Here is a 3,771-nt window from a genome sequence, read left to right as displayed (position 1 = left end):
TCCATAATCTTCTCGAACGCCGCAGATACTTTTTCAAATTCCTCGTCATTCTCTATGTATGAGAATTCATTATCTTCTTCTACTTTTAAAAAGAAGATATCAATGTCTTCCTCAGTTTCTGTTTGAATGTCTTCTACAAAGGCAACCGCAATGTATTCTGCACCTTCGACATCCATCGCTCCAAGCACTTCAACTTCCTGTTCTTCATTATTCTCATCGGTAAGACTAAAAATTTCGCCTACTTCAATTGCTTCCATATTCATTCTCCTCCTATCATACTCTAAAAAATAAAACGTTCAAATTGCACACTTACTAACATATCTTTCCATAAAAAAGTTGAATTCATACAGAAAGAGCAACAAATTCTTGCTGATTCAGCAAAAGTATTCAACTATAAGGATATCATTTATGAATAGGAATGAACATATTTTAAATGAGATAATTGGATTAATTAATTTAAAATCCTTCTTTAGATTTCCGAAAGACCTCCATGTTCCATAATGTTTCTTTCATATAGGCAGCTGGAATGACACCTTTCAATCTGTAAGTAAATACTAAAATGGCACCTCCTATCCTGATTCCTTTCCGTACGTTTTTAGGATGAGAGATAAATCCTTCTATATAAACTAAAGAGACTTATGCAGCAATTCCAGTACATCTTTCATCGCAAAAGGCCCATCTTTTTTCACATGCTCAGCGAATTCCGAAACGAGACGTAACGTTTTCACACTTTCGATTGGATGCTCCCCTGACGCACTTTCAGCAGAAAGCATAACAGCATTCGTTCCGTCCAATACAGCTTGAAATACATCTGTCACCTCAGCTCTTGTAGGAATAGAATGATCTACCATAGATTGAAGCATTTGTGTCGCTGTAATGACATATGTATTCGTTCGATTGCACTCACGAATCATCATTTTTTGCAAAAGCGGAATAAATTGATACGGCAATTCCACACCTAAATCTCCCCTTGCGATCATAATGCCATCCGCTTCTTTGCATATGTCTTGAAAATTCTCGATTGCTTCCATCGTTTCTATTTTTGCAATTAAATTAGGAGATGTTTCTTTATGTTCATGTATAAAACTTCGTATTTCCTTTATATGACTAGGTTTTCGAACGAAAGAACACGCAATAAAATCAACTTCCTCTTCCAGAAGAAATTGAATATCTTTTTTATCTTTCTCCGTAATAGCTGGCAAACTAACAATTGTACCTGGTAAGTTCACCCCTTTATGAGAGGAAATATTGCCACCTGTTTTTATTCTTGTTTCTATTTTTTCCGAACTTATCTTTTCAACGATTAACTCAACTTCTCCATCATTAATAAGAATTCTACTTCCAACTTTCACGTCATTCGCGATCCCTACATAATCAACACTTGCTTCTTCTTTATTCCCTTGAACTGGATTGGTATGTAAAGTAAATAACTCCCCTGCTTCAAGTGTAATTTGTTCCTCTTTCATTTCACCCAATCTTATTTTAGGACCTTGTACATCCCCTAGAATTTTAATAGAATCGTCTAACGATTTTACTAAACGAATGATGTCTTTATGACTTTCATGCGTACCATGTGATAAATTTAACCGAACAATTTTCATACCATTGTTTATTAACTGCGCTAACGTTTCTTCATTATTACTCGCTGGCCCAATTGTACAAACTCGATCAATTGTCATGTCCCCACCATCCTTTTTTAAATGTTTCCCATAAAATAAAGAGAAGATTCTTTTTATAGGAAAGACCGTGTAACTAAGGGTGCAAAGAGGTTTTATATGAAGAGAATATTTTGCTGAAGAAATAGCTTTAATTTAACTTTTTGTGCCCAACATTTTGACTCAATCGTTATTGTTAGTTTCGTTGCAATGGGGTACTACTAATAATGAATCTTGTTTACATACGAACGTTAGATTGGGATATCGAAAACGACCTATGGGGGAACCACAATGACTACTCTTCGAAAAAAAATAATGGGACTAACATTAGCGGGAACGGTAGCACTATTTACATTAGCAACAGGAATCATAATGAACGATAACGAGGTAAAAGCTGAGACGAAAAAAGCAGGAAAGCAACCTAAAAATGTGATTTTCATGGTTATAGATGGGACAAGTTCTTCTGCTACAACATTAGCCCGGTGGTATAAAGGTTCACCTCTTGCACTAGATCAAATTGTATCCGGAGGTGTTCGTACATACTCAGCAGAATCGGCTATTACGGACTCTGCACCAGCAGCCACAGCTTTAGCGACAGGAAATAAATCAAATTCAGGCTACGTGGGCGTATTACCTTCTGTTGTGAATTCACCTGGCTTAGAACCAGTGAAAGAAGAATGCAAGTTTCGTCCAGTTGCCAACGTCTTAGAAGGCGCAAAACGTTCCGGCCGCGCGACAGGAATCATTGCTACATCAGAAATTCAACATGCTACTCCGGCTAGTTTCTCTGCCCACCACGTTAACCGTAAAGATTTCGAAGTACTTGGTGAACAGCAAGTGTATCAAAATATAGAAGTTGTATTAGGTGGTGGAAAAGCAGCACTTCAGCCTACGACAAGCAACGGAATTCGTAAAGACAACGAAGATTTAGTAAAAGTAATTCGAGGAAAAGGGTACGACTTTGTCGAAACAAAAGATGCGTTATTAAACTCCAAATCAAATAAAATCTGGGGTTCTTTCTCTAATACTGCCCTTGCGTTCGATATGGATCGTAAAGCAAACCATCTAAAGCAACCAACTCTTTCCCAGATGACGAGAAAAGCAATTCAAACATTATCAAAAGATAAAGATGGTTTTTTCTTATTCGTAGAAGGTAGTAAGGCAGATTGGGCAGCACATGCAAATGACCCAATCGGGATGATTAGCGATGTATTGGCATTTGATGATGCAGTTACAGAAGCATTAGAATTTGCGAAGAAAGACGGTAACACTATGGTCATTGCTTTAGCGGATCATGGTAATAGCGGTATTTCCATTGGCAACAGCAATACCACAAAAGGATATGATACCACACCAGTATCAGCTTACATTGCCCCACTGAAAAAGGCAAAAATGACACTTGAAGGTGCTACAAATAAACTAAAAGATGATTTATCTAATATAAAAGAGGTCGCTGCTCTTTACGGTTTAGACGACCTAACTGATAATGAAAGAGAAAAGTTAAACGCTGCACAAAAGAAAACTGATGTAGGTCCGATCCTTACTAAATTATTGGCCAACCGGGCGAACATCGGTTTTACAACTGGTGGTCATACGGGTGAAGATGTATTCTTATACTCTTACGGTCCTCAAAAGCCATACGGTTTAGTCCAAAATACAGACATTGCGAAAATAATGGCCAAAGCAATGGGCTTTCAATTAGGAGAATTATCTAAGAAATTATTCTTAGATGCTGAAACATCCTTTAAACAAATTGGTGCAACTGTAACGATTGACAAAAAAGATGTACGAAACCCGGTGCTTGTAGTAAAACGCAATAATACGGAGGCCAAATTGTTTGTTAATAAAAACATTATCTATATTGGTGGGAAAGATTATGAATTAGGAGGCATCGTTGTAGAAAGCAACGGGAAATTCTATGTACCTGAAAAAGCAATTCAACTATTCACAAAGCATTCTCGCTAAATTTAAAAACAGACATAAAAAAACGCTATCCTTTCTATAGAAAAGGTAGCGTTTTTTTCGTTATATGGATACAAATTTTTCTTATTAAATCCATTCAACAATAGTATCCATAGTTTTTCTTGTTTTATTAAATTTTGGTTCTCCTTTACGG

General features: G+C 36.6%; 3 protein-coding genes. 1 reads left to right on the top strand and 2 read right to left on the bottom strand.

Annotated elements, in window-relative coordinates; genetic code table 11:
• Together AB3X49_RS19195 and AB3X49_RS19190 are read right to left on the bottom strand one after the other, a co-directional pair.
• A partial coding sequence (locus tag AB3X49_RS19195) for a DUF1292 domain-containing protein (protein WP_367964073.1) occupies positions 1-257 on the bottom strand: 257 nt, incomplete at its 3' end.
• Between the two features lie 369 nt (positions 258-626).
• Positions 627-1,679, bottom strand: a complete 1,053-nt coding sequence (locus AB3X49_RS19190) for a pyruvate kinase (RefSeq protein WP_016096646.1) — start codon at positions 1,677-1,679, stop codon at positions 627-629.
• Between the two features lie 267 nt (positions 1,680-1,946).
• Between AB3X49_RS19190 and AB3X49_RS19185 the strand changes: the two genes are divergently transcribed.
• Positions 1,947-3,620, top strand: coding sequence for an alkaline phosphatase (locus tag AB3X49_RS19185; protein WP_367964070.1), 1,674 nt, complete (start codon positions 1,947-1,949; stop codon positions 3,618-3,620).
• The last annotated feature ends 151 nt before the right edge of the window (positions 3,621-3,771 follow it).

The sequence above is a fragment of the Bacillus sp. C30 genome (assembly GCF_040838255.1).
GTDB lineage: Bacteria > Bacillota > Bacilli > Bacillales > Bacillaceae_G > Bacillus_A > Bacillus_A mycoides.
This window is presented reverse-complemented; position numbering and strand designations above follow the sequence as displayed.